Consider the following 25,494-nt stretch of genomic DNA (forward strand, 5'->3'; position numbering starts at 1 on the left):
GGGATGGGCGGATCGAAGCTGACGTTCTCTGTCTGCACGAACGTCAGCACGTCGGCGCTTCGGACCGTGGGGTCCATCGCGAACGGGCGTGGTTCTGGATTGGTCCGTGCCCGCAACTCCGCCGGTACCGTCCTCGGCACGGCCGGTCCGAACAGCTCGACCGATGTCGGACTGGGGACGACGAACCTCCGCTGCACTCTCTGAGCGGGCTAGCCTGAGGGCACGAGCGATGAGTGAGGCGGCTGTAGATATGCGACGGAGGTTGGGGGCGAACCCCTCAGCTGTATCCGCTGCCGCAAAGCAGTACCCACTTGTCACCATAAGCACCACCGCAGGTGCGCCATCATCGAACAAGGCAGTGGTGTTCCGGTCGTTGTTCGACGAGTACTGGCCGAAGGTACACCGGCATCTGTCGTGCTATCTCGACAACAGCGAGGAAGTCAACGAGATCGCCGCAGAGGTGTTCGTCGTGGCATGGAAGAAGTTGGATGCGGGTAAACCGATGAGCCTGCGATGGTTCATTCGCACCGCCGACAACAAGTTGCGCGACGTGGACCGAAAGGCGCATTCGCGCAGCAGGGCGATGGAAGCTCTGTCGCGGGGGTTGAGAAGCGCGGCCGACGCGATTCACCCGCTTGACGCGCTGGCATTGCAAGAGGCGTTGAGGTCGCTGAGCGCTCGCGAGCGACAAGTCGTCGTCCTCACCTACTGGGATGAGCTCAGCGCTGGCGAGATCGCCGATATCCTGCGTTCCAGCCAACCGGCCGTGTGGACGACCCTCACTCGGGCGCGAGCCAAACTGCGTGCACAGTTGGAACCGAGGGAGGGCAGATCGTGAACATCTCCGACGATGAGATTGACCGCTTGTTCCGTGCTGCCAACCCGGCTCCGGCGTCCAGCGAACGGCTGAGTGCTCACGCTATCGCTGTGCGCGAGAGCATCATCAGAGGGACACACGCTCCCGCGCAGGAGCGGCAGGGGTGGGCCTGGGGCCGCTTCGCTGTTGCGGTGGCGGCCATCGTCGCTATCGTCGTCGTCGTAACCAACGTTATCGCTCCGACGCAGCAGGCCATCGCGCTCACACCGCCTCCTCTTCAGTACACGAACCCTCAGCCGCTCTCATCAGTCGTGCAGGAGGCGAAGGATCGACTCGGATCGACGGTGCCCGTGGACCAAGAACGCCGAGTCTCCTCGCTTGTCTGGGGATGGAGCATCGATATGGCGAAAGAGAAGATCGAATCCGTCCCTCAGGTCATCATGTTCGAATGGGCGCCCGCGACCGGGTCCCGCAGCACCATCGTCGCCGGCGAGCCGTACTGGCCGGACGGGGTTCGACCGGAGGGTATCGAGGCGAGTCCGTATAAGCCGGGGGACACCATTACGGAGCTCATCACCGCGCCCGAGGACTTGAAGATCCCGGCCGACGTCGTGAACTTGAATGACGCGTCGCGCGAGTCAGTGGATAGGGCGCTCACTAGCCTTGGCGTGAGGCCCTCCTCTCCATCGGGTGAGGTCCTGGTTGGTATCGGGCGGCTACTGAGTTACTGGACTCTGACGAACGAACAGCATGCCGCCCTCATTGACCGGCTAATCGACGCCGGCGGTGTGACCGTGTTGGGAAGCTCGACGGACAGGCTCGGGCGGGACGTAATCGGGCTGCGGGTGACCGACCCTGCTACGGACTACCAGGACACCGTCCTCATCTCCCGCGATACGGGCCGGATCGTCGGTATGGAGAATGAGCTGACCGTCGCCCAGGACGTCATTCCTGCGGGTGTGGTCGGCTATACACTCTGGGACGTCGAGTAGGCGCCTCTCGAGCGAGCAGTCGTCTTCGGCGTTGCAGACCGGTGGCGCGATCCCGGCCATCGCGATCGTCACCATGGTGATCCTGCTGGTCGCCGGCCTGCTCCTAATCCTCTTCGCTCGTCGGCGGCGGGCGGATCAGGTCTTCGAGGATCGGGCGTGCGATGCGGCCCGGCCCCCGTGATCCGGGCCGCATCGGGGTAGCCGGGGCACGCAGGGGGGATCTCCGTCGACGTCTTACGTCGATCATCATGCACTTTCAGGTAGATTGCTGACCCTCTTCGCGGAAGAAAGTCGCGTAACCATAGACGAAAGCACCTCTGGTGCCCGCTTCGGCGGGCTATTATTCTCTGCGTTATCTCAGCTTGGTGGGCGGGCCGGTTGGGCGATGCACAGGAGTGCTCATGCGGTTTTCACTGCGTCCGCTGTCCGAAAACGGAACGAGGGGCCGGGGAACCAGGGGGAGGCCATCTCGGCGCGCGCCCTGGGCTGTGGCGACGATGCTCGCCCTCGTCCTCGGGTCGCTCGTCGCGCCCGTGACCCCGGCCACCGCGGCCCCCGGCGACCCGGCCCAGCTGTATCTCGGGCCGTCGTACGAGGCGACGACGATCGGCTCCAACAAGGACCTCGTCGCACCGACGGAGTGCCCGGCGAACACCGTGCTTACCGGGGTGCAGACCGAGAACCGGCAGAACGTGGATCCCACCAATGCGAATTCGATCCTGGTGCGGCTGAGCCTGCAGTGCGCCACGATCACGGTCTCCGACACCGGCGCGATCACGGGGGTGGTCAATCCCACCTGGCTGACCGGTCCGACGTGGGATCAGAGCCGTGGCAACGTGCAGACCGCGACCTGTCCGGCGAACACCTACGTGCACCGCATCACCGGCACGACCTTCGTCGGTGTGGGCACGAGCCGGTGGCCGTCCTCCGTGCAGATCACCTGCCGCCCGCTCGTGTTCACCGCGGCCGGAGAGCTGCGCGTCGACCTCTCCGCCACGCCGACGATCCTCACGGCGGGTGAGAACTTCAACACGACCGGCGGGCTGGACACACCCACCCCGCAGTGCGGGCCCGGGGGCACCTCGGGGACGAGCGACATCCTCGTCCGGGGGTACCGCGCCCAGGGCGGTGGCGAGGGCATCGACGGATTCACGCCCTCCTGCACCACGATCGCCGACGACTTCGGCGACGCGCCGGCCAGCTACGGGTCCGTCTCGCAGGAGCTGAATGCCGCGACCTACCTGGGCTGGTCGGCCGACCCCGAGACCGCGATGCAATCGAACGCCACGGCCACCGGCGATGACGCGGTCGGCGGCACCGCCCCCAACCAGACCATCGACGACGAGACCGGCGTCTCCGCGTTCGGGGAGATCATCGCGGGCGTCACCGACTCCTACTCGGTCTCGGTGCTGGCCTCGAACAAGCTCTCCGCGGTTCCGGCCACCCTCGTCGGCTGGGTGGACTTCAACCGCAACGGCGTCTTCGACGCGAACGAGGGCGCGTCCGTCGTGGTGCCGGCCGGGACGCCGGACGGGTCGTCCTTCACACTGACGTGGTCGGGGATCGCCCCGCAGACCGTCGCCGGTCCCACGTTCGCGCGCTTCCGGCTCGGTGCCGGGTCGACGCTCACGACCTCGACGCCGACCGGCACCGGCGGCCCCGGTGAGGTGGAGGACTACGCGCTCACGATCACTGCCGCGGCACCCGTGCTGGAGCTGACGAAGACGGCCACCCCGACGACCATCACCGCGGCGGGGCAGACCATCACCTACAGCTTCGCCGTCGCCAACACCGGGAACGTGGCGATCTCGGACATCGGCATCACCGAGACCTCCTTCAGCGGCACCGGCACCCTCGGCGCGGTCAGCTGCGCCGCGAGCACGCTCGACGTCGGGGAGAGCACGACATGTACCGCGACGTACGCCGCGACGCAGGCGGACGTCGATGCGGGCACCATCACGAACACCGCCGTCGCCACCGGCACCTCCGCAGCAGGTTCCGGCGTCGAGAGCAACCCGAGCGACGCCGTCGTCACGGCGACGCAGAACACCGCGCTCACCGTGCTGAAGTCGGCATCGCCGTCCGGCCCGGATGACTTCGTGGTCGGCCAGGTGATCGACTACTCCTTCGTCGTCACCAACACGGGCAACGTGACGGTGACGGACGTCTCGATCGACGAGACCGCCTTCGACGGGTCCGGCTCGCTCTCGCCCGCCGTGTGTCCGTCGACGCCGCTCGCGCCCGGGGCGCAGATGACCTGTACGGCCACCTACACCCTGACCCAGGCCGACGTGGACAACGGATCGGTCAGCAACACCGCCACCGCGACCGGCGTGCCTCCGGGGTCGCTGGTGCCGCCCGTCTCCCCGCCGTCGACCGTCCGGGTGCCGGTCGATCCGGCACCGGCGATCACGCTCGAGAAGTCGGCGGACACGACCGCCATCACCGGCGCCGGGCAGACCATCGTCTACTCGTTCCTCGTGACCAACAGCGGCAACGTCACGCTCACCGACGTCACGGTGGATGAGGGCGCGTTCTCCGGCACGGGCCCGCTCGATGTGACGTGTCCGGCCGGGGCCGCCTCGCTGAGTCCCGGCGCCCAGGTCACGTGCACGGCGACCTACACGGTCACCGCGGCGGACTACAACACGTCCGCGCTGACCAACACGGCCACCGCCACCGGCACCCCGCCCGACGGCACGCCGCCGGTGTCCCCGCCCTCGTCTGTCGAGATCCCGGTCACGCCGGCACCGGCCCTGACGGTGGTGAAGACCGCCGATCGGAGCGAGATCACCGCGGCAGGACAGACCGTCAACTACTCCTTCGTGCTCACCAACACGGGGAACGTGACGCTCACCGACGTCACGGTCAACGAGGTGTCGTTCTCCGGGACGGGTCCGGCTCCGGTGGTGACCTGCCCCGCGGGTGCCGCTTCGCTCGCTCCCGGTGACTCCGTGACCTGCACGGCGCCCTATGTGGTGACCCAGGCGGATATGGACGCCGGAGTGCTGACGAACACCGCCACCGGCACCGGCACCCCGCCGGGAGGCGGCGAGCCGCCGGTGTCGCCGCCGTCGTCGGTCGTGGTGCCGGCCATCGAATCGCCGGCCATCACGGTCGTGAAGTCCGCCGATCCCGCCACCGTGTCGACGGTCGGCACGCCCATCACGTACTCCTTCCTGGTGACCAACACGGGCAACGTCACGCTCACGGATGTCACCGTGACCGAGACGGCCTTCACCGGGACCGGGACGGCTCCGGCCATCACGTGCCCTGCCGGTGCGGCATCTCTTGCGCCCTCCGCGCAGATCACCTGCACCGCGACGTACACGACCACGCAGGCCGACATCGATGCGGGACAGATCACCAACACGGCCACCGCGACCGGGACGCCCCCGGGAGAGGGTGAGCCGCCGGTGTCCCCGCCGTCGACCGCGATCGTCACGGTCCCGCCGGCCCCGGCTCTGACCGTCGCCAAGACGGCCGACCGCACGGAGATCACCGCGGCCGGGCAGACCATCACTTACTCGTTCCTCATCACGAACACGGGCAACGTGACCCTGACCGACGTCGCCGTCACGGAGACCGCGTTCACCGGCACGGGCGCCGCGCCGGTCGCGACCTGTCCCGCCGAGGCCGCCTCGCTGGCTCCCGGAGCCACGGTGACGTGCACCGCGCCATACGTGGTGACCCAGGAGGACGTGGACGCCGGGGGTGTCACGAACACCGCCACGGTGACGGGCAACCCGCCCGGTCCCGGCACGCCGCCGGTGTCGCCACCGTCCACGGTCGTCGTGCCGTCGATCGAGTCGCCCGGGATCACGGTCGTGAAGTCGGCCTCTCCGAACACCGCGGCAGACTACGACGTGGGCCAGGAGATCACCTACTCGTTCGTGGTGACCAACACGGGCAACGTCACGTTGACCGACGTGACCGTGAACGAGACGGCGTTCTCCGGGTCGGGCGACATGTCGCCGATCACCTGTCCGGCCGATGCGGCGTCGCTCGCTCCGGGCGCACAGGTCACCTGCACCGCCACGTACACCCTCACGCAGGCGGACGTGGATGCGGGCCGGCTCACCAACACGGCCACCGCGACCGGCACGCCGCCCTCCGGCGAGCCGCCGGTGTCGCCCCCGTCGTCGGTGGAGCTGCCGGGAGACCCGCAGCCGGCGATGACGGTCGTGAAGAGCGCCGATCGCACCACGATCACGGCTGCGGGGCAGACGATCACGTATTCGTTCCTCGTGACGAACACCGGGAACGTGACGATCACGGATGCGACCGTGACCGAGACGTCGTTCTCGGGTACGGGGACGGCTCCGGTGGTGACGTGTCCGTCGGAGGCGTCGTCGCTGGCGCCGGGTGCTCAGGTGACCTGCACGGCGGAGTATGTCGTGACGCAGGCGGATGTGGATGCGGGTGGGGTGACCAATGCCGCGACGGTGACGGGGAACCCTCCGGGTGGTGGTGAGCCGCCGGTGTCCCCGCCGTCCGAGGTCGAGGTCCCGTCCGATCCCCAGCCGGCGATGACGGTCGTGAAGAGCGCCGATCGCACCACGATCACCGCCGCGGGCCAGACGATCACGTATTCGTTCCTCGTGACGAACACCGGCAACGTGACCATCACGGATGCGACCGTGACGGAGACGTCGTTCTCCGGCACGGGCACTCCGCCGGTCGTCACCTGCCCGTCCGAGGCGTCGTCACTGGCGCCCGGAGCCCAGGTCACCTGCACGGCGCCGTATGTCGTGACCCAGGCGGACATGGACGCCGGACAGCTTTTGAACACCGCGACCGTCACGGGCACCCCGCCCGGCGGCGGTGAGCCGCCGGTCTCCCCTCCGTCGACCGTGCTGGTGCCGGGTGAGCCCGCGCCCGGGCTGTCGGTGGTGAAGACGGCGGATCGCACCACGATCACCGCCGCGGGCCAGACGATCACGTACTCCTTCCTCGTGACGAACACCGGGAACGTGACCATCACCGATGCGACCGTGACGGAGACCTCGTTCTCCGGCACCGGGACTGCGCCGGTCGCCGAGTGTCCGGCGGGAGCGGCATCGCTCGCGCCGGGTGCCCAGGTGACCTGCACCGCGGAGTACGTGGTGACCCAGGCGGATGTGGACGCCGGGGGCGTGACGAACGCCGCCACGGTCACCGGCACGCCGCCGGGTGGCGGTGAGCCGCCGGTGTCGCCGCCGTCCGAGGTCGAGGTCCCGTCGGATCCGCAGCCGGCCCTCACCGTGGTGAAGACCGCCGATCGATCGACGATCACCGCCGCGGGGCAGACGATCACGTACTCCTTCCTCGTGACCAACACCGGCAACGTCACGCTCACCGATGTCGCGGTGGACGAGGGGGCGTTCACCGGGACGGGCACTCCGCCGGTCGTCACGTGTCCGGATGCGGCGTCGTCGCTCGCGCCGGGCGCCCAGGTCACCTGCACCGCTCCCTACGTGGTGACGCAGGCGGACATGGACGCGGGACAGATCACCAACGCCGCGACCGTGACGGGCACCCCGCCGGGAGGCGGCGAGCCTCCGGTGTCGCCGCCGTCGACCGTCGTGGTCCCCGGCGACCGCACACCGGCGATCACGGTGGTCAAGTCGGCCACCCCCGACAGCCCCGATGCCTACGAGGTGGGCCAGGAGGTGACCTACTCCTTCGTCGTGACGAACACGGGCAACGTCACCCTCACGGACGTCACGGTGGACGAGGGGTCGTTCTCCGGGACGGGCACGATGTCCGACATCGTCTGCCCGGCAGGCGCGGCGTCGATGGCTCCGGCAGCGCAGATCATCTGCACCGCCACGTACGAGCTCACGCAGGCCGACATCGATGCGGGTCAGGTGACCAACACCGCCACGGCGACCGGTGTGCCGCCCGGCGACCTGGTTCCGCCGGTGTCTCCGCCGTCGCAGGCGCGGGTTCCCGCGCTTCCGGCGCCGGACCTGAGCATCGTCAAGTCGGCGACGCCCGCGACGATGACCACGGTGGGCCAGACGCTCCGGTACGACTTCGTCGTCACCAACACCGGCAACGTGACGTTGACAGACGTCGCGGTCGACGAGGGCGACTTCTCGGGAACCGGCGGCCTGTCGCCGGTGGATTGCCCGGAGGAGGCGAGCAGCATGCTCCCCGGCCAGACGGTGACGTGTTCGGCGACGTACACGACCACGCAGGCCGATGTGGATTCCGGGGCTCTCACGAACACCGCCACGGCGACCGGCAACCCGCCGGGCGGCGGTGAGCCGCCGGTGTCGCCGCCGTCCACCGTGCGGGTTCCCTTCGACGGGACCAACGGGCTCGACATCGAGAAGCGGGCCACCGCGGTCGATGTGAACGGCAACGGCCGCACCGACCCGGGCGACCGGGTGGAGTGGACGATCATCGTCACGAACATCGGTGCGCAGACGGTCGACGACATCGTCGTGACCGATCCGACCGCCGGTCCCGTGACGTGTCCGGCGACGAGCCTCGCCTCGGGAGAGGAGATGACGTGCACGGTGCCCCTGCACACGGTCACCGCGGATGACGTCCGCCGCGGGGGCGTGCGCAACGTGGCGACGGCCACCGGGAACACCCCGGGCGGACCCGTCGACCCGCCGTCGTCGCAGACGTTCACCCGCGTGCTGCCTCCGCCCCCGTCCGGACTCGCGGTCACCGGCGGTGTGCTCTCGGCCGGGGGATTGCTCCTCGGCGGGCTGATGATCCTCGCGGGTCTCGGCCTCGGACTCACCCGAGGACTGCGCCGCCGCGAAGAGGATCACGAGCAGCAGTAACCGAGTCCGCCGTCCGCGACGAGTCGAAGGCACTCGTCGCGGACGGCGGCACGAGAGGAGGACCCATGTCTCGCAGAGCTCACGTCCGTCGGACGGCGGCCGCGCTGGTGCCGCTCGTGGCCATCGGGATCGCGCTCGCCGCGTGCACCTCGGCGCCCAACGACCCTCAGCCCACGCCGACCACCGCGTCCGGTGCGCCGCAGATCCCCGGAGAGGGCCCGGGCGTGGTCGCCGCCACGAGCGTCCCTGACGATGTCCCGGACAGCCCTGAGGTGCGCGCGGGAACGCAGATCACCTCCTGCGAGTCGGACGAAGGGACGGGCACGGCCACCGGTGTGGTCGGCAATCCGACGGACGACGACGCCACCTACGTCGTGACGGTGTTCTTCACGACCGACGCCGCGACCGTGGTGGGCTCCGGCCAGACCACGGTGGACGTCGCCGCGGGGGAGGAGGAGAAGTGGACGGTCACCGCCGACTTCACCGCGCCGAGCACCACCCTCTGCGCCCTCCGCGGCGTCGGCGCGGCATCGTGAGGCGCGTCAGCTGAACAGGATGAGGACGTAGACGGCGAAGGTCGCCAGGTGCGCGGCGCCGTGCATCGCGGTGACCCGCTTCGCCGCGAACGTCGTCACCGACAGGAGGAGCGTCACCGCGAGCATGAGCAGGTTCGCGGGGGACTCGGCGAGCACGACCTGCTGCCCGGTGAGCATGCCGATCAGGAGGACGGCGGGGATGGTCAGGCCGACCGTCGACACGAGGGCCCCGTGGCAGAGGTTGCTCACGCGCTGCGCCTCGCCGTTCCGGGCGGCACGGATCGCGGTGATCGACTCCGGCAGGAACACGATGCCCGCGATGAGGAGGCCCGCGAGGGCCACGGGAGCACCGAGCCGTCCGAGACCGTCGTCGAGCAGTGCCGCCATGTCATGGGAGAGCAGCACGATGGGCACGACGGTCACGACGAGGAGGACGAGGCGGGTCAGCACCTCCGTGCGATGGGTGGCGAGCACCTGCCCGATGGGGAGCCGCGGTGCGGCCGTCTCCGTCGCGGCCGCGGGGCCTCGCAGTCGTTCGTCCACCTCGGTGAAGTCCTCGGCCTGCGCACCCATCTGCCGGAACAGGAAGAACGCGTACAGCGCGAGGGTCAGCGCGATGATCGGGATCTCCTGGGGGATCGTGTACGCCCCGTCGTCACCGATGAGCCCGGGAAGCCCGAACGCCACCGCGACGAGGACCACGAGCATCGACAGGTAGGCCGACGTGCCCGTGCGGTTGTGCGCCATCCCGCGGTGGCGGAGTCCGCCGAGGAGCAGCGCCAGACCGATGATGAGGTTGAGGATGATCATCGACACGGCCATGACCGAGTCGCGCGCGATGGTGGCGTGCTCGCCCGGGCCGAGCATGACCGCGGAGATGAGGATGACCTCGATGAGCACGATCGACAGGGTCAGCACGAGGGAGCCGTACGGATCGCCGAGCCGGTGGGCGAGGGCCTCCGCCTGCTGCACCACACCGAACGCGCACACGAGGATGACGGCGACGATCGCCACCAGGGCGACCACCAGCAGGGGCCCGGCGACCGGCGGCGCGAGCAGCGGGTGCAGGACGAGCACGGCGACGAACGCCCCCCACCCCAGGGCCACGCGCAACACGTCGGCGCGGGTGATGAACGACCGGATCATGACGGACTCCTTCATGAGGCAGTCGTCGGTGGCGGGTACTGCTCCCTCGTCCGCTGCTCCGGGTGCCGGAGACCCCTCAAGGATACCGGCGCTCCCGGAACAACGGCTGAGCAGCGCGGGACCTCAGCCCTGCGGGGCGTCGTTCCAGGACCAGATGTCGTCGCCGCGCAGCACGGCGTCGGCACCGCCGTCGCAGTAGATGGTCTGGCCCGCCATGTGGGTGTTGACCGGGCTCGTCAGCCAGACGAGCAGTTCGGCGATCGACGACGCCGGCTGGTGGTAGTTCAGGGGCATCGGCACCGCGGCGTCGACCATGGCCAGGCCCTCGGGCGAGGAGAGCAGGCCGGCCGTCATCGCCGTGGTGACGGTGCCGGGGGCGACGGCGTTCAGCGGGATGCCCGCTCCCGCCCAGGCCGGGGTGATGCTCTCGCGACGGACCCAGCGCGACAGCGCCCGCTTGCTGGAGGAATAGTTGAGGAACCCGGCTTCCGGCGTCGTGGCCAGCCGGTCTCCGATCTCGATCGCGCGCGCCTCGTCGCCGGCGAGCGCGGCATCGACGAGCTCGGGCGAGACGGGCTGGAGCGAGGCCATCGACGACACCACGGCGGCGCGCGGTGCGTCCGCGAGGCTGAGGGTGGGCTGCAGCGCCGTGAGGAACTCGGTCACGCCGAAGAAGTTGATGGACATGGTCTTCGAGATCGGGGCCGAGATGCCGGCGCAGGCGATGACCGCGTCGATTCCGTCGTCGGCCGTCTCGACGGCGGTGCGCGCCGCAGCCAGGCGGCCTTCCTTGGTCGACAGGTCGCCCTCGACCTCCGCGCCGGCGAGGTCGACGCCGATGACGGTGTGGCCCTGCGAGCGGAGCAGCTCGGTGGTGGCGGCGCCGATGCCGGATGCGGATCCGGTGACGACATACGTGCGGGTCATGAGGTTTCCTCCTTGGTGGTCACGCCCGGCTCCGTGCCGGACAGTGCGGTGACGAAGCGGGTGAGCTGACGGCGGAAGCCCTCGATCTCCTGCGGCGACCAGTCGGTGAGGGCGTCGACGACCAGGCCGTGGCCGGCGGAGACGAGCCGCTCGTACGCCCGGCGGCCCGCGGGGGTGAGCCGGACCTCGACGCGACGTCCCGCGCGCACGGGATCGACGACGCCCTGGGCGGTCATCCGGGCGACGAGCTTCGATGTCGTCGGACGGGACATCGCGGCATGGGCCGCGAGTTCGCCCGAGCGGAGGGAGCCGCCGTTCCGGCCGAGCAGGTACAGCGCCCGGATGGCGGACGGGTCGAGGGCGACGTCGACCGCGTCGGCGACCTGCTGCTGCAGGTCGCTCTCGCTCCATGCCGACACCACGCGGACGAGGGCCTCGTGGATGTCGGCGACATCTCCGCCGACGGTCACGCCTTCATCGTACGCCGCAAAGTTGCCTCAGGCAACTATCCGGCCCTCAGGAGGCGAGGGCGGGACGGATGTCGCTGACGTAGCCCGCGGTGGCGGTCTCCTCCACGAGTGTGAAGAAGGGTCGGTCGCCCGTGCGCCGGGTGCGGCGCCACCGGCGCTGGTGCCCGTCGGCGTAGTCGAGCACGATCCAGGCGGGAGGCGGAGTGCCCTGCGGTCCCAGCACGAACGAGCAGGCGCCGAGCGCGGGCGACGCGAGCTCGGCGACGAAGCGGTCGCCTTCCGGGGCGAAAGGGGCGGTCGCGTACAGTTCGGCCGGTCGCAGACGCAGCACGGCTTCGGTGTGCTCCGCGACATCGGTCCGGCTCCGGCGCCTCATGCGGCACCTCCTCGGCGGTCGCAGGTGTGCGGGGCGGGCTGCGCTCCGCCGTGATCGATCCGGCGTGTCTTGTCCATGGGATTCCTCTCTCAGGGTCGGGTGGGCAGGCTCCCGCCGAGGGACCGGGGTCCCTCGCGATGCGCACGCCGAAGCGGGTGATGTCCTCGGTGGTGGCGGACCCGGTTCGCTGTCGCGTCTGGGACGATGACCGTCTGTGTGACGGGGAGCGCGCGACCCGACCGGCGGTGTGTCTCGACCATACCACGCTATTTTTAGTCATTCAAAACAAGGGTTTTCTCCCCCCGTTTTTTCCCGTTCAGAAGGCAATTTGACTTCCCTGGGCTTCCGGGTATGGTCAGGGGTTACGCCAGCCAGTCACGAAGGGGAAGCGCCATGTCAGGAAAGTCCACACCCGGTCGCGCCGGAAAGAAGGAGCCGCAGCTCTCGCTCAAGGAGAAGCGGGCCGCGAAGCGCGCGAAGAACGCCCCGGACGAGTTCCTCAAGCCTCGCAAGGGCGCGAAGAGCTGAGGACTCGAGCCGGCGGGTGCGAGGTCTTCCTCCGCGCCCGCCGGCGTCGGGGCCGCGCGATCTACCCGGAGGACACGGTGCTGTCAACGGGCCTGCCCCGCGCGCCGATGCGCCGCACGCTGGAGTCCTCACGAGAGGAGTGCGTCATGTCGAACCCCGAAGCCCGCCCGCATCCGGATGAGCCGTCGCTGCCCGAGGAGGAAGACCTCCGGGAATCCGCCGGCGAACCCTCGCGGGACGGCGTGGCGGCGCACCTCGCCGAGCGCGGCGGCGATGACCCCGCGGGGGTGCAGGACGTCCCGGCCGGTGGTGCCGGCGCTGATGCCGGAGCGGGGAGCGCGGCGCGCGTGGACCCCGCATCGGAGAACCCGCCCGAACCCGCCTACGAGTCCACCCACAACGACGAGCCGGGCGTCGGCCCCCGGCACGGCGAGGACTGAGGCTCCGGTCAGCGGAACACCCTGCTGATCCCGCTCTCGACCTGGCCGAGCTGGATGAAGACGAGCCCTCGGAGAAGCGGGCGCAGCGGGGCACGCAGCATCCGGAGGAACCAGCCGCGGGGCCGCGTCTCCCACGTCAGCGTCGCGCGCAGCTGGGTTCCGCCGGCGGCCGGCTCGAGTTCCAGGGAGAGCAGGCGCGGGTTCCCGCGGGGCACGTCCGGATGCTCGAAGCGCCAGGCGACCCGCACCGGTTCCTGCCGCTCGACGCGCGTCACCCGCATGCGCGCGAGAGAGGGCTTGCGGGTGAGGGGCCGTCCGTCAGGCGCCGTTGTCGGGGCGAACGCCTCCCACGGGCCGTCGGCCGGTCCGGGATGCACACTCTCGACGCTCTGCTCCCACTCCGGAAGACGCTCCGCCGTCGACACCAGAGCCCAGACATCTGCTCCCGTGGCCGGCACGAACATCGAGCGGGTGCCGGTGATGCCGGACGCGCGGTGCGGTGGCCGTGCGGAGCCGGCCACGGCTTCGACTTCGTCCAGGTCGGCGGCGAGACCGTCCGCGGTGACGGCGAGCCGGCGGAGGATGGCGGCGATCAGGCCGCTCGGCTCGGCGAGGAGGGCCCTCAGCACCGCCGCGGAATCACCGCGACGCCCGCCGCTCGAGGCGGCCGTGAGCACGGCGAGGGCCCGGTCTGTCCAGTCGTATCCGTCGGTCTCGTGGAAGACGATGCGGCCGGGACCGAGGGAGGGGGCGTCCACGCCCACGGCCTGCAGCTGTCCGGCATGCTGCGCTTCGACCGCAGCGCGGGCGGCGTCGAGATGCACGCCGGCCCGCCGCAGCACCTGTCCGCCGAGGTCGGCATCGAGGGTCAGGGCGAGCAGCAGGTGGTCGATGTCGGCGTCCCGCACCCCGAGACGAGAGGCTTCCTCCATCGCCGCGAGCGAGAGGGTGTGCATGGTGGCGGCCGCCTGCGTGAACCGGCTCATGCGTTCCTCCGCGGCACCGGGATGGTGGGGTCGATCCGGCGGCTGTGCTTCTTGTGCACGGCCTGTCGTGTGACGCCGAGGGCGTCGGCGATGGCCTGCCAGCTCATCCCGGCGCGGAGGGCCGCCTCCACCTGACGCAGTTCCAGTGCGTCGGCCAATGTGCGCAGTGATGCCACGGCGCGCAGGCCAGTCTGGGGGTCGGCCGTGTCCGCGGCGGCGCGGGCGATGTCGAGGGACTCCATGCTGTCAACCTAGGTTGCTTCTGGGCGGTCTGTCAACTCAGGTTGCTCATGGGCCCATCGAACCGTGTGAGGCGGCCGCTCTCTACCCGGCCGTCAACCGGGTGATGGGGCAGACCCGTCCTCCGGACGCGGGCTTGGTGGGGAGGCGGCGGCGATTGACGTCGAGGCCGTCGCCGAGCACCGCGAGCTCCGGGTCGCTCAGCACGGCGACAGCGGCGGAGAGGCCCGCGATGACGAGCTTCTCCCCGGGGCAGCGATGGCCGGTGGCGACATCGCCTCCGCCCTGGGGGATGAACGTCGTGATCTGCTCGTAGTCGGTCACGTCGGTGAACCGCTCCGGGGCGAAGCGTTCCGGATGAGACCACGAGCGGGCGTCCGTGTCGGTACCGAGGATGTCGAGCACCACCCGGCCGCCCTTCGGCACCGTCACACCGTCGATCTCGACCGCGGCGGTGGTCCGCCCCGGCAGCATGGGCACGAACAGCCCCGTCCGGCGCACCTCCTGCGCGAACATCGTCGCGAGCGTCCCACCCACGAGCGATCCCCGCTCGGCGGTCTCGGCGGCGATCCGGGTGCGCCACTCGGGGTGGTCGTGCAGCTGCTTCGCGGCGAACGCCACGAATCGTGCCGCCGCGATCATCGGACGGATGCTGTTCTGCAGTTCGACCCCGGCGACCCGGGCGGGCAGCAGCTCGCCGTTCTCGTCCCGATGCGCCGCCCACAGCGCGAGCGCGGTGCCCTCGCGGGCCGGGAGCCGGCCCTCGCGAACCGCTTCGATGAGCCGTCGCGCGTGACGGTCCGAGAAGATCCGGTTCGCGAAGGCCTCGACGTAGGCGGGGGAGTACGGCGCCCCGAAGCCGTCCACGATCTGCGCGAGTCGGGCGGACCAGCGGGTCTGGGCCGCCGCCGTGCCGGGGAGCCCGGCCCAGCGCATCATCGCGCGCCCGAACGCCCCGACGGCCGCGTCGTACGCACTGCGGGTGCCGCCGGCCCGCCATGCATCGCGCTCTGCGGCCCACTCCTGCTCGAGGAAGGGCGTGAGCCGTTCGACCTGCGCGTCCTCGTACGCCGCCTCGACGAACGTGGCCTTGCGGTGCCGGTGGGCGGTGCCGTCGAGAGAGTGCACCGACCCGTGACCGAACAGGGGTTCGCGGATGAGGCCCGGCATGGCCCCGTCCCGCGCGATGCGGTTCTCGTCGTAGAACAGCTCCACCCCCTCGGCCCCGCGGACGAAGGCGGCGGGGTGGCCCAGGAGGCGCATCGGGGCGGAACGGGCGCCCGGGCGGACGCGGCGCCAGATGCGCTCGCCGAAGTCGTAGCCACGGAGGAGCAGCGACGGTGAGTCCTCGTGCAGGATCGCATCGACGCCGGCGGACAGTCGGGAAGTCAATCGCTGAGGCATGGATCGACCCTGACACGGGTCGGGACGGCGCCCCAGGGGGAGGCGTTCTCCGGCCGATTGTGCTAGCCGGGCGGTGGGGGCCGCCGATGTCAAGCACCTGTGCCCCGACCGTGCCGGTGCGGAGGATGGACGCGGAACGGAGGAACCATGGCCACCAACACCCGCGACCTGACATGCACGACCCATGACGTGTTCCGCGTGCTGGCGAACGGCTGGCTCTACCCGGCGTGGGTCGTCGGTGCCTCGCGCATGCGCGACGTCGACGATTCCTGGCCGGCGGCCGGGGCACAGCTGCATCATTCCGTCGGTACGTGGCCGGCGCTGCTCGACGACACGACCGAGCTCCTGGAATGGCATCCGCCGCATCGGGCGGTGATGCGGGCGCGCGGGTGGCCCGTGGGGGAGGCGCAGGTGACGATCCGTGCGCGCACGACGCCGACCGGGTGCCAGGTGCGCATCGACGAGGAGCCGGTCAGAGGACCGGCGACGCTGCTCCCCCGATTCCTGACCACGCCGATGCTCCGCTGGCGTAACGCCGAGACCCTGCAGCGCCTCGGCTACCTCGCCGAGGGCCGCGCGTCCTGACGCGGATACTCAGCGCGTCGGCCCCATCGCGGCCGCGACGGCCGCCTCCACATGCAGGGCGGTCGTCGGGAACACCGGCACCGACGTATCCGCCGCGGAGACGAGGAGTTCGATCTCCGTGCACCCCAGGATCACGCCGTCCGCGCCGCGGGCGACGAGCCGGTCGATGACCTCGACGAAGCGTCGACGCGATTCGTCGCGGATGATGCCGTGGACGAGCTCGTCGTAGATGACCGCGTGCACCACGCGGCGGTCGTCCGCCTCCGGCACGAGGATCTCGATGCCGTGGGCGGCGAGGCGTTCGGTGTAGAACGGCCGCTCCATCGTGAAGGCGGTGCCCAGCAGCCCGACCCGACCGAGCCCCGCGTCGGTCACCGCGGCGGCCGTCGCGTCCGCGATGTGGAGGAACGGGATGTCGACGGCGGCAGCGATGCGGTCGGCGACCAGGTGCATGGTGTTCGTGGCGAGGACGAGCAGTTCGGCGCCGGCGGTCTGAAGCGCCCGTGCGCGGGCGGCGAGCAGTCCGGCGGCGGCGTCCCAGTCGTCTCGAGCCTGCATCGCCTCGATGTCGGCGAAGTCGAGCGAGTCGAGCAGGATGCGGGCCGAGTGGTGTCCCCCGCGCAGGGCGCGGACGCGTTCGTTGGCCAGGCGGTACCACTCCAGCGACGACTCCCAGCTCATGCCGCCGAGCACGCCGATGGTCTTCATCGGGTCACGCCCCCGCCCGCATGTACTCCTCGGCGGCGCGCACCTGCTCCGCCGAGGGGCGGATGCCGGTGTAGAGGACGAACTGCTCCAGTGCCTGCCGAGTCGCGACCTCGGCTCCCGAGATCACGGTCTTGCCTGCGGCCCGCCCGGCGGCGATGAGCGGGGTCTCTGCCGGCAGCGCGACGACGTCGAACACCACCGTGGCGGCATCGATGGTCGGCGGCGGGAACGCGAGCGCGTCTGCTTCCGTTCCTCCCGCCATGCCGATCGGGGTGACGTTCACGATCACGTTCGCCGTCGCGTCCCCGACCTCCGGACGCCAGGCGAATCCGTACAGCTCTGCCAGGGCGCGACCCGCGGTCTCGTTGCGGGCGACGATCGTGACGTCGGTGAATCCGGCGTCGCGGAAGGCCGCGACCGTGGCTTTCGCCATGCCGCCCGACCCCCGCAGGAGGACCGAGGCCGCGGGATCGATGCCGGCGCCGGCCAGGAGCTGCGCGATCGCGGTGTAGTCGGTGTTGTACGCCGTGAGGACGCCGTCGTCGTTCACGATCGTGTTGACGGACTCGATCGCCCGGGCGGAGGGATCCATGCGGTCCACGAGGGCGATGACGTCCTCTTTATAGGGCATCGAGATCGCGCACCCGCGGATCGCGAGTCCGCGCACGCCGGCGATCGCCTGCGCCAGGTCCGTCGGCGCGAAGGCCTTGTAGATCCAGTTCAGGCCGAGCGCCTCGTACAGGTGGTTGTGGAAGCGCGTGCCGTTGTTGCTCGGCCGTGCCGACAGCGAGATGCACAGCGTCATGTCCTTGTTCAGCATGGTCACCGGATCAGGCTACCGCTGCCGATGTCAAGGTCCGTGGCGGGAGATCCCGTCCTCCCCTAGGGTGAAGGTGCATGCAAGGGGATCGATCGTCTACGCCTCTCCCCAGGAGGCGGAGGCCCTCCCCACGGGCCGGACGATCCGTGCATGCGATTGGGCCCTCTCGAGTAGTTCAGTCCCCAATGGACTCCTCGAGAGGGCCGCTCTCTCTTCGATGGTCCCGAGGTTTTTCAGATTTGTCCCCCAAAAGGGGGACAAGAACGCCGCGGAGGGGTTAGGCTGTTCCTGACGCACCCTCCGGTCGTCTTCGGCCCTCATCGCTCCCCCCGCGGTGAGGGCCACACCATTTTCCGGGCACTTCCGCTCGTGCAACATTTGGATTACCTTCTCGTGACGTCTATTCCGCGAGGGGTCCCCTCCACTAGCGTTAGCGATGTCGGTGCACCCCTGCGTCGGCTTCTACATCAGCAGAACAGGCAGTACATGAGCACCCAGGGCACGGTCAAGTGGTTCAACTCGGAGAAGGGCTTCGGCTTCATCTCCCCCGACGACGGAGGCGCTGACGTCTTCGCGCACTACTCCGCCATCCAGTCATCCGGCTACCGCTCTCTCGAAGAGAACCAGCGGGTCGAGTTCGATGTGGCGCAGGGCCCCAAGGGCCTGCAGGCAGAGAACATCCGCCCCGTCTGAGGCGGACGGAACACCGGGAACTCCCCGTCGGATTCACGCGCAGGCGCTGATCCGGCGGGGAGTTTCGTCTTCCTGAGGGCCGCTCGGGCCGGTCAGGGCAGGAGGAGTGCGCGCAGTTCGGCCACGGACGTCACGCGGAATGCCGCGTCGTCGCCCTCGTGCGGGTCGCTGAAACCCCAGCCGACGAAGATCACCGGCACGCCGTTCGCGCGTCCGCCCTCGACGTCGTGGTGCCGGTCGCCGACGAGCACCGGACGCGATGTGTCGGCCCCGAGTTCCCGGAGCCGGCGGAGGGCCTCGGCGACGATGTCGGTCTTGGATGCGAGCGTCGCCTCGTCCGGCGTGGCCCCCACGGTCGTGAGGAACGACGGCCGGAGCCCGAAGTGGTCGACGAGGGCGTCGACCTGGTTCTCCGGCTTCGAGCTCGCCGTCGCCTGGGGCACGCCCGCCGCGTGCAGGTCATGGATCAGCTCGGCGACCCCCGGATACGTCTGCACGTCGGTCGTGTACCCGTCCGCCTTGCCGAGGGTGCGGTAGAACGCCACGGCCTCGGTCGACTGCTCCGGCGTCATCCCCGCCTGGTCCTGGAAGGACTGGAACATGGGAGGGCCGATCCAGTGCACGAGCTCCTCGCGCGTCGGCGCCGGGTGGCCGAAGTGCGTCAGGGCGATGTTCAGGCGACGCAGGATCCCGACCGAGGCGTCGACGATGGTCCCGTCGACGTCCCAGAGCACACACGAGTATGGCGAAGAGGGCATGCCTCCAGCCTAGGGTCCCGCGAACGGGTGCCCGCCCATCCTGCACAGGTGTGCACGAAGCGGGTCCATCCACCGAACGCGGTAACGCCCTTCACGCCGATCTAGAGTCGTGACAGCGGCGGGATCACGGGTGAGAATGGGGGCATGTACGTGTCGGTGGAAGTCATCACGATGCTGGCGACGGCCGCGACGACTCTCGTCGCGATCATCAGCGGATTCGGCTGGATGATCGGTCGGATGGACACGCGGTTCGCCGCGATGGAGACGAAGGTCGACGCGAGGTTCGCGATCCAGGACGCGAAGTTCGACCGGATCGAGCACGAGCTCACCGAGGTGAAGATCGCGATCGCGCGGCTGGAGGGGCCGCAGCGTCGCCTGGTCTCAACGCGCTGAGGTCAGAAGAGGCGGGGGATGCCCGACTCGATGCCCTTCATGTCGTCGTAGTCGAGCACGAGGCAGCGGATCCCGCGATCCTCGGCGAGGACGCGGGCCTGCGGCTTGATCTCCTGGGCGGCGAACACGCCCTGCACCGGGGCGAGGTGGGGGTCGCGACCCAGGAGCTCGAGGTAGCGGGTGAGCTGCTCGACGCCGTCGATGTCGCCGCGGCGCTTGACCTCGACCGCGATCGCCACGCCGTTCGCATCGCGGACGAGCAGGTCGACCGGTCCGATGGCCGTGGGGTACTCACGACGGACGAGCGTGGCCCCGTCGGAGATGCGCTCCACCTGCTCCGCCAGGAGACGCTGCAGGTCGGCTTCGACGCCGTCCTTCTGCAGGCCGGGGTCGATGCCGAGTTCGTGGCTGGAGTCGTGGATGACCTCGTAGATCTGGACGCGCAGGGCGTCGCCGGTCTTCTTGTGGGTCACGCGCCACACCTCGACGACGCCGGCTCCGGCCTCCTCCTCGCCGGGCTCCTCGGTCGAGAGGGCGCACGGCGGGCTCATCCAGTTCAGCGGCTTGTAGCTGCCGCCGTCGGAGTGCACGAGCAGGCTCCCGTCACCCTTGTGCACGAGCAGGCGGGTGGCGAGCGGAAGATGGGCGTTGAGTCGGCCGGTGTAGTCGACCGAGCAGCGGGCGATGACGAGACGCACCCGACGAGCCTACTTCGTCGGCGGCCGTGCGCAGGTCAGAGGAACGCGTCGAAGAGCCCGAGTTCGGTCGCGGCGGAGCGCGCGATGAGGAACCCGATGATGCCGATGATCCACGCGGTGTTCTCGGCTCCCGTCCGTTCCATCCAGGCCGCGAAACGCTCGAGCGGCCGCTGCACGAGCGGTGCCGCCACCAGTCGCAGCACGAGCAGGACGACGGCCGGCGCGATCATGAGCGCGCAGTATCCGGCCAGGGACAGCACCCGGAACGGGGTGTCGACGCCGGCGTCCGCGAGCATCGTCATGGCCACGAGATAGGGCAGCATCGTCGCGAGTTCGACGAGCCCCGCGGCGATGGCGACAGCCATCACCGCGAACCCGCGGGTCGTCGGGTCCAGCAGGCGCGCGCGCCACCGGGTGATCCGGCCGGGCCGGGCGACCGGCGGCGCGGGGGAGGCCGGCGGAAGCGGGACAGACGCCTCCGGCGTCGCCGCCTGCCCGCCGCCCGCCGCCATCCCCGTCGATGCCGCAGGGACGGCGCTCGCCGTCTCGGCCGGCGTCGTCGGCATCACGAACGCGGCGACGAGCAGGGCCACGCCCACGAGCAGGCGGACGATCATGCCCGTGGGCGAGCCCAGGAAGTCGGAGGCGACATCCACGAGGTTGACCATGCCCCAGAGGAAGAGGAGCCCGACCGCGAGGTAGAAGGCCGCGATCGTACCCAGGTAGAGGAGGATCCGCCCTGCCCGCACCCGCCCGGGGTGCAGCAGGAGGAAGACGGGGATGAGCAGGGTGCCGACGCTCAGGCCGTCGATGAGGGCCAGCACGGCGAGGGACAGGGGCAGCGGCAGCCCGCCGAAGAGTTCCATGGCCTCCACGATCCCGGCGCGGCCGCCTCGGCGGATCGGGCGAAAGTCGCGGCCGTGCGCCCCTCCTCATCCTTTGGTCGGATGCGACGCCGCCGGGAGCGTGGTTGCATGAGGTCATGCACGATCCGGCCGACGGAGGGACCGCCGCCTGGTACCGGCGGCACCGGTGGTGGGTCGACCCGGCCGGCATGGCCTTGCTCGCGACCCTCATGGCGGCGCTCGGCTTCCACGGCATCTGGGGGCCGTTCTCGCTCCTGCCGGACGGCGTCTCGCCGTGGTGGGCGCTGGCGCTGGCGCTCCCGGCCTGCGCACTCGCCCTCGGCAAGCGCCGCCACCCGTGGACCGTGCTCGCGGCGGTGGCCGCGCTCTTCGTCGCAGACCTCTTCACCGTGGGCGGGGTGGGCACGCTGGTGGTCCTGCTGGACGTGCTGTGGACCGCGGCCTTCCTCGCCGGCCCTCGGGGCCGCCGGGTGCTGCTCGCCCTGCTCGGTGCCGCCACCGTCGCCCTGTTCCTCGGGGCGCTGTTCGCCTCGGAGGCGACACCCCCGGTCGCGGTCTTCTTCGCGGTGCAGTTCGGGGCGATCTTCGGCACCGACTATTGGTGGGCGGTGGCGGTGTCGCAGGCGCACGAGCTCGCGGAGCTGCATCGGCAGCGCGCGGAGGATGCCGCGGCCACCGCCGCCCGCGACCGCGCCGAGGCCGTGCAGCGCGAGCGGGAGACGATGGCGAGGGAGCTGCACGACGTGGTGGCGGGGCATGTGATGGCCATGGCGATCCGGGCCGAGGCGGCGCTCGCTGCCCCGCCGGATCGGGCCGACGACCGCGCCGCCCTGCAGGCGGTGCGGGATGCGGGACTCGACGCGCACGGCGCGCTGCGCACCATGATCGGGGTGCTGCGCCGGGGGGACGGGGCGCTGGCCCCGACGCCGGGGTGGGCCGATCTCGACCGTCTCGTCGCGGAGGCCCGGCGCTCCGGACTCGACGTCCGCTTCACCGCCGACGACCCGGGTGCGCTCGGCGGCGGGCGGGAGCAGGCGGTCGTGCGAGTGGTGCGGGAGGCGCTCGGCAACTGCGTCCGGCACGCGAACGGCGCCGCCGTCGACGTGACGATCGGCGCGCTCGACGGCGCGGCACGGGTCGTGGTGCGATCGCGCGGTGGTGCGCCCACCGCGACGGCCGGGCAGGGCGGCGACGGCTGGGGGCTGCAGATGCTGCGGGAACGCGTCACGGCTCTCGGCGGCACGTTCCGGGCCGGACCGGAGGCCGACGGCTGGCTCGTCGAAGCCCGCCTCCCGGCAGAGGTACGGGCATGACGGCGCCCACCGTCCTGCTCGCCGATGACCACGGGGCGATCAGGGCCGGCCTGCGCATCATGCTCGAGACGCACGACATCATCGTGGTCGGGGAGGCCGCAGACGGGGAGGTGGCGGTGCGCAATGCGGCCGCGCTCCGCCCCGACGTGGTCCTCATGGACCTGCGCATGCCGGGGCGTGACGGCGTCTCGGCCACCCGCGAGATCGTCGAGCGCGGACTCGGCGACGTCCTGGTGCTGACGAGCTTCGACGAAGACGATCTCGTGCTCGCGGCCATCCGGGCCGGGGCCGTCGGATTCCTCCTGAAGACCGTCGATGCTCCTACGCTCGTGCAGGCAGTGCGTGCGGTGGCGGCCGGTGACGGCGCCCTCGACCCCCGGGTCACGCGCCGCGCGCTCGCCGCGGTCGCCGGTGCGCCGACGGATCCCCCGCCGTCCACGGGCTTCGTGCTGCCGGAGCTGACGCCCCGCGAACGCGACGTGCTCGACGGAATCCTCCAGGGATGGTCGAACGCGCAGCTCGCCACGCGCCTGCACATCTCGGTGCCGACGGTGAAGACCCACGTGTCGAACGTGCTCACCAAGCTCGGGGCCCGCAGCCGGTCGCACGCCGCCGCGCTGGTGCGCGGCGGCGAGGACTGACGATCAGCCGTCGACCGCGCCGGCGACGGGCGTCTTCTCGTCCGCGCGGAGCGGCCGGGCGGCACCGGAGAAGAGCCCGGAGAGCACCACGAGCCCGACCAGGATGAAGAGCGTGTTGAGCAGCCCGATGTGCTCGCTGATGACGCCGAGCACGGGAGGTCCGCCGAGGAACGCCACGTAGCCGATGGTTGCCGCGGCGCTGACGCGGGCGGCGGCCTTGACCGGATCGTCCGCCGCCGCCGACATGCCGAGCGGGAAGCCGAGCGAGGCGCCGATGCCCCACAGGGCGGCGCCGACGAGGACGAGTGGCAGGGACGGCGCGAGGATGAAGAGCAGGATCCCGGCGGCGGCGGTCGCGGCGAGGACCCGCAGCACCGGGACGCGGCCGAAGCGGTCGACGAGCGGTCCGCCGAAGAGCCGCACCACGGTCATGCCCACGGAGAACACCGCCAGCGCGACGGCACCCGATCCCTCCGTGAAGCCGTGGCCCTGCTCGGTGCCCAGGGCGATCCAGTCGTTGGCGCCGCCCTCCGCGAACGACATGCCGAGCATGACCGTGCCGAGGAGGTACGTGCGCGGCTCTCGCCAGGCTTCGAGCGCCGTGTGCATGCGCTCGCGGAACGGCGGCTTCTCGTGGTTCTCCGGGTCGAGCGCGGCCTCCCGCACGGGCACCTGGAAGAAGCAGACGACGGCGATCACCGCGATCAGCACGCCCATCGCCACGGCGTGGGTACCCACATCGATCCGGAGGGCCGCCGCGAGGGCGCCGATCCCCGCACCGAGCACGGTGCCGAAGCTGAAGAACGCATGGAAGACGGGCAGGATCGTGCGCCCCATCTGCTGCTCGATCGCCGTCGCCTCGACGTTCATCATCACGTCGACACAGCCGTTGCCGAAGCCGAACAGCACCATGCCGATGAGCACCACCGGCACCGATCCGAACACCGTCGCGCCGAGCCCGACGAGGGCGATGCCGGTGGCGAAGGTGAGCATTGCGAGGAGCATGCCGCGCCGCGCCCCGGTGCGCGCCATGACGGCGGGGCTCGTGGAGATGCCGAGGATGGACGCGACGCCCATGCCCAGGAGGATCAGCCCGACCTGGGCGTTGTCGAGGTCGAGAGCGGTCTTGATGCCCGGCACGCGGGAGGCCCAGGTCGCGATCGAGAGACCGCTGGCGAGGAAGATGGCGAAGATCGCGGTGCGCCAGCGCACGAACTGCGAGCGGGTGAGGGCGGTGTCCATGGCGGACAGCCTATCGAATCGATTCGACCTCAGGGAACCGAACCGGGCTATCCTCGGAGTATGAGCAGCAGGGAGACCCCGCGCCGACCCACGATCGCGGATGTCGCGCGCGAGGCCGGTGTCGCCACGTCGACGGCGTCCGTGGTCTTCAGTGGCAAGGCCAAGGTCGCCCCCGCCACCCGCGACCGCGTGCTCGCTGCGGCGACCGCGCTCGGCTACACCGGACCGGACCCGCGTGCCGCCTCGCTGCGCCGCGGCCGCAGCGGGATCGTCGCCGTGGTCCTGGAAGGGCACCTCCGCGCCGCCTTCCTCGATCCGGTCACCACCGCGATGATGGACGGCCTCACTGACGGGCTGGCGGAGCTGAGCGCCGGAATCCTCCTGATGCGCGACGAGCCCGGCGAAGACGGCGCCGCCATCGCGAGCGCCCCCGTGGACGCGGTGGTGCTCATCGGCTGCTCCGCGCGCACGCGCACCTCCCTGGAGATCGTGCGCGGACGCGGCCTGCCGGTGGTCGTCATCGAGGGCGACGCCGGGTTGGACGTGCCGCGCATCACCTTGGACAACGTCGCGGCCTCGGCCGACATCGCCCGCCACGTGCGCGACCTCGGCCACCGCGACGTGGCGCTGGTCACGCTCGCCCTGGACGCGGAGCGCGAGCGCGCGCTCATCACCCCGGAACGCCTGGCTCACGCCACCGTCGACGTCACCGTCGATCGTCTGGCCGGCGTGCGGGAGGTGTTCCCGGACGCTCCGGCGATCTCGGCGGCGGGAAGTCTCATCGACGAGGGCATCCTCGTCGGACGCCTGCTCCTGAGCGACCCCGACACCCGCCCGACCGCCGTGCTCGCGCAGAGCGACCTGCTGGCGGTCGGCGTCATCCGCGCGGCGGAGGAGCTCGGCCTCCGCGTGCCCGAAGACCTCTCGGTCGCGGGGTTCGACGGGATCCCCCTCGACGGGCTGGGCGACCTCACCCTCACCACGAGCGTGCAGCCCGCGGTCGAGAAGGGCAGGGCGGCGGGGGAGGAAGTCGCCCGGATGCTCCGCGGCGAGCCCGGGCGCACGCAGGACCTGCACTGCGTCTTCCGCGCTGGCACCACCACCGCGCCGCCACCGGTGCGCTGAACGGTCGG

At 70.7% G+C, this 25,494-nt stretch carries 26 protein-coding genes; 13 read left to right on the forward strand and 13 right to left on the reverse strand.

Features of this window, described 5'->3' with window-relative positions:
• Positions 1-229: 229 nt before the first annotated feature.
• From KAF39_RS04635 to KAF39_RS04655, 5 genes are all read left to right on the forward strand, one after another.
• The gene (locus KAF39_RS04635) at positions 230-838 is read left to right on the forward strand and encodes an RNA polymerase sigma factor (protein ID WP_210676162.1); all 609 of its coding nucleotides are present in this window, start codon (positions 230-232) and stop codon (positions 836-838) included.
• Positions 835-1,809, forward strand: coding sequence for a hypothetical protein (locus KAF39_RS04640; protein ID WP_210676163.1), 975 nt, complete (start codon positions 835-837; stop codon positions 1,807-1,809). The genes KAF39_RS04635 and KAF39_RS04640 overlap by 4 nt, the downstream gene beginning before the upstream one ends.
• A gap of 31 nt (positions 1,810-1,840) precedes the next feature.
• A complete protein-coding gene (locus KAF39_RS04645; RefSeq protein WP_210676164.1) occupies positions 1,841-1,990 on the forward strand; it encodes an LPXTG cell wall anchor domain-containing protein in 150 nt (49 codons plus the stop codon).
• Positions 1,991-2,306: 316 nt separating this feature from the next.
• Positions 2,307-8,591 (forward strand): GEVED domain-containing protein, encoded by a 6,285-nt coding sequence (locus tag KAF39_RS04650; RefSeq protein WP_210676165.1) that lies wholly within the window; start codon positions 2,307-2,309, stop codon positions 8,589-8,591.
• 65 nt (positions 8,592-8,656) lie between these two features.
• Positions 8,657-9,127, forward strand: a complete 471-nt coding sequence (locus KAF39_RS04655; protein ID WP_210676166.1) for a hypothetical protein — start codon at positions 8,657-8,659, stop codon at positions 9,125-9,127.
• A 6-nt stretch (positions 9,128-9,133) separates the two neighbouring features.
• On the opposite strand, the gene KAF39_RS04660 is transcribed toward KAF39_RS04655, so the two are convergent.
• The 4 genes from KAF39_RS04660 to KAF39_RS04675 form a co-directional block, all read right to left on the reverse strand.
• Positions 9,134-10,273, reverse strand: a complete 1,140-nt coding sequence (locus KAF39_RS04660; RefSeq protein WP_246878231.1) for a calcium:proton antiporter — start codon at positions 10,271-10,273, stop codon at positions 9,134-9,136.
• Positions 10,274-10,396: 123 nt separating this feature from the next.
• On the reverse strand, positions 10,397-11,200 hold the full coding sequence (locus KAF39_RS04665; RefSeq protein WP_210676168.1) for an SDR family oxidoreductase: 804 nt from the start codon (positions 11,198-11,200) through the stop codon (positions 10,397-10,399).
• Positions 11,197-11,670 (reverse strand): MarR family winged helix-turn-helix transcriptional regulator, encoded by a 474-nt coding sequence (locus KAF39_RS04670; RefSeq protein WP_210676169.1) that lies wholly within the window; start codon positions 11,668-11,670, stop codon positions 11,197-11,199. The genes KAF39_RS04665 and KAF39_RS04670 overlap by 4 nt, the downstream gene beginning before the upstream one ends.
• A gap of 46 nt (positions 11,671-11,716) precedes the next feature.
• Positions 11,717-12,046, reverse strand: coding sequence for a hypothetical protein (locus KAF39_RS04675; RefSeq protein WP_210676170.1), 330 nt, complete (start codon positions 12,044-12,046; stop codon positions 11,717-11,719).
• 393 nt (positions 12,047-12,439) lie between these two features.
• Between KAF39_RS04675 and KAF39_RS16105 the strand changes: the two genes are divergently transcribed.
• Both KAF39_RS16105 and KAF39_RS04680 read left to right on the forward strand, forming a co-directional pair.
• Positions 12,440-12,574 carry a hypothetical protein gene (locus tag KAF39_RS16105; RefSeq protein WP_256209374.1) on the forward strand — a complete coding sequence of 45 codons (135 nt, stop codon included), beginning with the start codon at positions 12,440-12,442 and terminating at the stop codon, positions 12,572-12,574.
• A gap of 146 nt (positions 12,575-12,720) precedes the next feature.
• A complete protein-coding gene (locus KAF39_RS04680) occupies positions 12,721-13,014 on the forward strand; it encodes a hypothetical protein (protein WP_210676171.1) in 294 nt (97 codons plus the stop codon).
• An 8-nt stretch (positions 13,015-13,022) separates the two neighbouring features.
• Here KAF39_RS04680 and KAF39_RS04685 read toward each other — a convergent pair whose 3' ends face one another.
• The 3 genes from KAF39_RS04685 to KAF39_RS04695 form a co-directional block, all read right to left on the reverse strand.
• A complete protein-coding gene (locus tag KAF39_RS04685) occupies positions 13,023-14,000 on the reverse strand; it encodes an SRPBCC family protein (protein WP_210676172.1) in 978 nt (325 codons plus the stop codon).
• Positions 13,997-14,242, reverse strand: coding sequence for a hypothetical protein (locus KAF39_RS04690; protein ID WP_210676173.1), 246 nt, complete (start codon positions 14,240-14,242; stop codon positions 13,997-13,999). The genes KAF39_RS04685 and KAF39_RS04690 overlap by 4 nt, the downstream gene beginning before the upstream one ends.
• Before the next feature lie 82 nt (positions 14,243-14,324).
• On the reverse strand, positions 14,325-15,644 hold the full coding sequence (locus KAF39_RS04695) for a cytochrome P450 (RefSeq protein ID WP_210676174.1): 1,320 nt from the start codon (positions 15,642-15,644) through the stop codon (positions 14,325-14,327).
• Between the two features lie 147 nt (positions 15,645-15,791).
• Here KAF39_RS04695 and KAF39_RS04700 point away from each other — a divergent pair, with 147 nt between their 5' ends.
• Positions 15,792-16,229, forward strand: coding sequence for an SRPBCC family protein (locus KAF39_RS04700; protein WP_210676175.1), 438 nt, complete (start codon positions 15,792-15,794; stop codon positions 16,227-16,229).
• 9 nt (positions 16,230-16,238) lie between these two features.
• On the opposite strand, the gene KAF39_RS04705 is transcribed toward KAF39_RS04700, so the two are convergent.
• A complete protein-coding gene (locus tag KAF39_RS04705) occupies positions 16,239-16,937 on the reverse strand; it encodes an aspartate/glutamate racemase family protein (protein WP_210676176.1) in 699 nt (232 codons plus the stop codon).
• Between the two features lie 4 nt (positions 16,938-16,941).
• Positions 16,942-17,763 (reverse strand): shikimate 5-dehydrogenase, encoded by an 822-nt coding sequence (locus KAF39_RS04710; protein ID WP_210676177.1) that lies wholly within the window; start codon positions 17,761-17,763, stop codon positions 16,942-16,944.
• Positions 17,764-18,243: 480 nt separating this feature from the next.
• Here KAF39_RS04710 and KAF39_RS04715 point away from each other — a divergent pair, with 480 nt between their 5' ends.
• Positions 18,244-18,450, forward strand: coding sequence for a cold-shock protein (locus KAF39_RS04715; protein WP_017203899.1), 207 nt, complete (start codon positions 18,244-18,246; stop codon positions 18,448-18,450).
• A 92-nt stretch (positions 18,451-18,542) separates the two neighbouring features.
• Here KAF39_RS04715 and KAF39_RS04720 read toward each other — a convergent pair whose 3' ends face one another.
• Positions 18,543-19,208, reverse strand: coding sequence for an HAD hydrolase-like protein (locus KAF39_RS04720; RefSeq protein ID WP_210676178.1), 666 nt, complete (start codon positions 19,206-19,208; stop codon positions 18,543-18,545).
• 144 nt (positions 19,209-19,352) lie between these two features.
• Here KAF39_RS04720 and KAF39_RS04725 point away from each other — a divergent pair, with 144 nt between their 5' ends.
• Positions 19,353-19,601 (forward strand): response regulator, encoded by a 249-nt coding sequence (locus KAF39_RS04725; RefSeq protein WP_210676179.1) that lies wholly within the window; start codon positions 19,353-19,355, stop codon positions 19,599-19,601.
• 2 nt (positions 19,602-19,603) lie between these two features.
• On the opposite strand, the gene nucS is transcribed toward KAF39_RS04725, so the two are convergent.
• Together nucS and KAF39_RS04735 are read right to left on the reverse strand one after the other, a co-directional pair.
• Complete coding sequence (nucS, locus tag KAF39_RS04730; protein WP_149084039.1) at positions 19,604-20,299, reverse strand: endonuclease NucS; 696 nt, start codon at positions 20,297-20,299, stop codon at positions 19,604-19,606.
• A 35-nt stretch (positions 20,300-20,334) separates the two neighbouring features.
• Entirely contained in the window at positions 20,335-21,165 is an 831-nt protein-coding gene (locus KAF39_RS04735) for a GAP family protein (protein WP_210676180.1), read from the reverse strand.
• 116 nt (positions 21,166-21,281) lie between these two features.
• Between KAF39_RS04735 and KAF39_RS04740 the strand changes: the two genes are divergently transcribed.
• Entirely contained in the window at positions 21,282-22,478 is a 1,197-nt protein-coding gene (locus KAF39_RS04740; RefSeq protein ID WP_210676181.1) for a sensor histidine kinase, read from the forward strand.
• Positions 22,475-23,119, forward strand: coding sequence for a response regulator transcription factor (locus tag KAF39_RS04745; protein WP_210676182.1), 645 nt, complete (start codon positions 22,475-22,477; stop codon positions 23,117-23,119). Before KAF39_RS04740 ends, KAF39_RS04745 begins: the two co-directional genes overlap by 4 nt.
• A 3-nt stretch (positions 23,120-23,122) precedes the next feature.
• Here KAF39_RS04745 and KAF39_RS04750 read toward each other — a convergent pair whose 3' ends face one another.
• Positions 23,123-24,361: an MFS transporter gene (locus KAF39_RS04750; RefSeq protein ID WP_210676183.1), complete on the reverse strand. Its 1,239-nt coding sequence runs from the start codon at positions 24,359-24,361 to the stop codon at positions 23,123-23,125.
• Between the two features lie 60 nt (positions 24,362-24,421).
• On the opposite strand from KAF39_RS04750, the gene KAF39_RS04755 reads away from it, so the two are divergent.
• A complete protein-coding gene (locus tag KAF39_RS04755; protein WP_210676184.1) occupies positions 24,422-25,486 on the forward strand; it encodes a LacI family DNA-binding transcriptional regulator in 1,065 nt (354 codons plus the stop codon).
• The last annotated feature ends 8 nt before the right edge of the window (positions 25,487-25,494 follow it).

The organism is Microbacterium sp. BLY, assembly GCF_017939615.1.
Lineage (GTDB): Bacteria > Actinomycetota > Actinomycetes > Actinomycetales > Microbacteriaceae > Microbacterium.

Bases quoted from the DNA above. Each gene is read 5' to 3' on its own strand.
- KAF39_RS04660 (WP_246878231.1), bottom strand. From the start codon at position 10,273: ATGATCCGGTCGTTCATCACCCGCGCCGACGTGTTGCGCGTGGCCCTG.
- KAF39_RS04695 (WP_210676174.1), bottom strand. From the start codon at position 15,644: ATGCCTCAGCGATTGACTTCCCGACTGTCCGCCGGCGTCGATGCGATC.
- KAF39_RS04705 (WP_210676176.1), bottom strand. From the start codon at position 16,937: ATGAAGACCATCGGCGTGCTCGGCGGCATGAGCTGGGAGTCGTCGCTG.
- KAF39_RS04680 (WP_210676171.1), top strand. From the start codon at position 12,721: ATGTCGAACCCCGAAGCCCGCCCGCATCCGGATGAGCCGTCGCTGCCC.
- KAF39_RS04700 (WP_210676175.1), top strand. From the start codon at position 15,792: ATGGCCACCAACACCCGCGACCTGACATGCACGACCCATGACGTGTTC.
- KAF39_RS04725 (WP_210676179.1), top strand. From the start codon at position 19,353: ATGTACGTGTCGGTGGAAGTCATCACGATGCTGGCGACGGCCGCGACG.
- KAF39_RS04635 (WP_210676162.1), top strand. From the start codon at position 230: ATGAGTGAGGCGGCTGTAGATATGCGACGGAGGTTGGGGGCGAACCCC.
- KAF39_RS04655 (WP_210676166.1), top strand. From the start codon at position 8,657: ATGTCTCGCAGAGCTCACGTCCGTCGGACGGCGGCCGCGCTGGTGCCG.
- KAF39_RS04665 (WP_210676168.1), bottom strand. From the start codon at position 11,200: ATGACCCGCACGTATGTCGTCACCGGATCCGCATCCGGCATCGGCGCC.
- KAF39_RS04650 (WP_210676165.1), top strand. From the start codon at position 2,307: ATGCTCGCCCTCGTCCTCGGGTCGCTCGTCGCGCCCGTGACCCCGGCC.
- KAF39_RS04735 (WP_210676180.1), bottom strand. From the start codon at position 21,165: ATGGAACTCTTCGGCGGGCTGCCGCTGCCCCTGTCCCTCGCCGTGCTG.
- KAF39_RS04685 (WP_210676172.1), bottom strand. From the start codon at position 14,000: ATGAGCCGGTTCACGCAGGCGGCCGCCACCATGCACACCCTCTCGCTC.
- KAF39_RS04675 (WP_210676170.1), bottom strand. From the start codon at position 12,046: ATGAGGCGCCGGAGCCGGACCGATGTCGCGGAGCACACCGAAGCCGTG.
- KAF39_RS04715 (WP_017203899.1), top strand. From the start codon at position 18,244: ATGAGCACCCAGGGCACGGTCAAGTGGTTCAACTCGGAGAAGGGCTTC.
- KAF39_RS04690 (WP_210676173.1), bottom strand. From the start codon at position 14,242: ATGGAGTCCCTCGACATCGCCCGCGCCGCCGCGGACACGGCCGACCCC.
- KAF39_RS16105 (WP_256209374.1), top strand. From the start codon at position 12,440: ATGTCAGGAAAGTCCACACCCGGTCGCGCCGGAAAGAAGGAGCCGCAG.
- KAF39_RS04740 (WP_210676181.1), top strand. From the start codon at position 21,282: ATGCACGATCCGGCCGACGGAGGGACCGCCGCCTGGTACCGGCGGCAC.
- KAF39_RS04745 (WP_210676182.1), top strand. From the start codon at position 22,475: ATGACGGCGCCCACCGTCCTGCTCGCCGATGACCACGGGGCGATCAGG.
- KAF39_RS04755 (WP_210676184.1), top strand. From the start codon at position 24,422: ATGAGCAGCAGGGAGACCCCGCGCCGACCCACGATCGCGGATGTCGCG.
- KAF39_RS04720 (WP_210676178.1), bottom strand. From the start codon at position 19,208: ATGCCCTCTTCGCCATACTCGTGTGTGCTCTGGGACGTCGACGGGACC.
- KAF39_RS04750 (WP_210676183.1), bottom strand. From the start codon at position 24,361: ATGGACACCGCCCTCACCCGCTCGCAGTTCGTGCGCTGGCGCACCGCG.